Source organism: Devosia sp. (genome assembly GCF_017307565.1).
Lineage (GTDB): Bacteria > Pseudomonadota > Alphaproteobacteria > Rhizobiales > Devosiaceae > Devosia.
In genome coordinates this window covers 1-2,496 of the sequence record NZ_JAFKHD010000021.1, presented here as the reverse complement: position 1 = coordinate 2,496, position 2,496 = coordinate 1, and the positions used below count along the sequence as shown (strand labels likewise).

At 67.6% G+C, this 2,496-nt stretch carries 1 protein-coding gene; it reads right to left on the bottom strand.

What is annotated here, in order from left to right:
* The coding region (locus tag J0I64_RS00250) for a chromosome segregation SMC family protein (RefSeq protein WP_291405301.1) at window positions 1–2,496 on the bottom strand (2,496 nt) is incomplete at both ends.

Genomic DNA, 2,496 nt, shown 5'->3' with positions numbered 1-2,496 from the left:
TCGATACGGGTCAGTTCTATGCGGACTTCGGACAGGGCATCGGCGGTCGTGCGCAGGGACTTTTCGTGCTCGCGCCAGGCGGTCTGGGCGGCGTTGAAACGGTCGCTGGCTTCCTGGTGGTCGAGCGAGGCGTCTTCGATCTGGTCTTCGAGCTGGGCGCGGCGATCGGCAAAGCCTTCCGGGGCGGCGTCGAGTTCGTCGAGCTGGGCTTGCACGGCAGCGGTACGCTGATCGAGCGTTGCGAGCTGGGCGGCGGCGCTGTCGAAACGGCGCTGCCAGGCGGCGCGGTCGCGAGCGAGCTGATCGAGCCGGGAGGCGCGCATGCGGGCGGCGCTTTCGAAGGTGCCAAGTTTCAGGCGGGCTTGATCGGCACGTTCGCGCAGGGATGCGAGGCGTTCGTGCTCCTCTTCGAGGCGTTCAACCAAGTCGTCCTCTTCGCCTGCCTCTTCGAGGATGATGGCGGCTTCCTCGCGGACGGCCTCGGCTTCGCTGAGATTCGCCTGAAGCCGGGTATGGGCTTCTTCGAGGGCGGAGCGGCGGGAGGCCAGTTCGCCCTGCGCGCGGAGGGCGCGGTCTAGTTCGGTCTGGGCGAGGCCAATGGCGTGCTGCGCCTTACGCCACTCGTCGCGCCGGGCACGCTCGGCCTGGCGGGCGAGGTCAAGGGTTGCGGTCTGGGCGTCGATGTCGCGGCGGAAGGCATTGCGTTCGCCCTTGGCGCGCAGGACTTCCTCGTCCAGTTCGGCGAGGCGATTGCGCTGCGAGAGGCGCAGGGCGGCGGCGGTCGGGGCGTCGGCGGCGGCGACAAAACCATCCCAGCGCCACATGGCGCCTTCGAGCGTGACGAGGCGCTGGCCGGGCCAAAGGGCAGGCATGAGACCGGGCCCGACCGCGTCGCTGACAAGGCCGATCTGGTCGAGGCGGCGTTTAAGGAGTGGCGTGCCGGTGACATAGCGCGACAGCGGCTCGGCGCCCTGCGGCAGCGGCGGATCGTCATAGCCTTCGATGGCGATGGACCAGTGGAGCGGCGCGCCGGCATCCGACGAGGCATCGAGATCGTCGCCGAGGGCGGCGCCGAGGGCGGTTTCGTAGCCAGGTGCCACCTTGAGTTCGTCGACGATGGCGGGCCAGAGGCTGGAGCCGACATTGAGCATTTTGCCCAAGGTGGAGGCTTCGGCTTCGAGGCCGGTGACCAGCGCATCGAGTTGGGCGAGGCGCGGTCGCATTTCGTCGAGCTTTTGTTGGGCGGCTGAGGCTTCTTCCTCGGCGGTGAGGGCGGCGCTTTCGGCGATCTCGGCTTCTTCGTGCGCGGCTTCGAGCGCATCCTGATGGCGGGCGAGGGTTTCGTCGCCGGCAATGGTTTCGGCGATTTTGGCCATATCGGCTTCGACGCCGGTGATTTCGCGGGTCAAGCGTTCGAGGCGGAGATCGGCATCAGCCACGGCGCGCTGGGCCTGGCCGCGGCGCACGCGCATCTGAGCCAAGCGGTCGGAGAGGAGACGGGACTCGGTTTCAGCTGTTGCTGCTGCGGCGCGGGCTTCTTCGGCCTCGCGGCGGGCGGCTTCGAGGCTTTCGATGGCCTCTTCTTCCTCTGCCTCGATGCGTTCCTGTTCCTCGGCATAGGCGGCAAGGCTCGACTCGCTTTCGCTGACCAATTCGCGTTCGCGGCTGCCGTCCTGCGAAATCTGGCGGAGGCGCTCTTCGAGTTCGGTGCGGCGCTGCTGCAGGCGGCGCGATTCTTCGCTCAATTGCTCGAAGAGGATTTTGTAGCGCTGGAGAATGGCCGAGGTGACGGCTTCGCGCTCGCGCAATGGGGCGAGGGCGGCTTCGGCTTCCTCGACGTTCTTTTGCGCCATGCGTTCGGCATGGGTGGCGTCGGCAAGCTTGCGGATGAGGACGGCTTGGGCGGCTTCGCCTTCCTTTTCCGCGGCGCGAGTGGCGACCCAGCGGATGTGGAAGAGCGTCGCTTCGGCGCGGCGGATATCGCCGGAAAGGCCGCGATAGCGGATGGCGAGGCGGGCCTGGCGCTTTAGGGTTTCGAGCTGGCTGCTGATCTGGCCGATAATGTCGTCGACGCGCTCGAGATTGCTCTCGGCGGCGCGAAGGCGCAGTTCGGCCTCGTGGCGGCGCGAATGGAGGCCAGAAATGCCGGCGGCTTCTTCGAGCAGAGCGCGGCGGGCGGTTGGCTTGGCCGCGATCAGTTCGCCGATCTGGCCCTGGCGGACCATCGCGGGAGAGTGGGCGCCGGTGGAGGCATCGGCAAAGAGCAGTTGCACGTCACGGGCGCGCACTTCCTTGCCGTTGACGCGATAGACCGAGCCCTGTTCGCGCTCGATGCGGCGGGTGACTTCCAGGATATCGGCGGTGTTGAGGGCGGCGGGGGCGGTGCGGTCGACATTGTCGAGGACCAGCGTCACCTCGGCCGAATTGCGGCCGGGTCGATTGCCGGAGCCGGAAAAGATGACGTCGTCCAGGCCGGAGGCGCGCATGGCCTTGTAT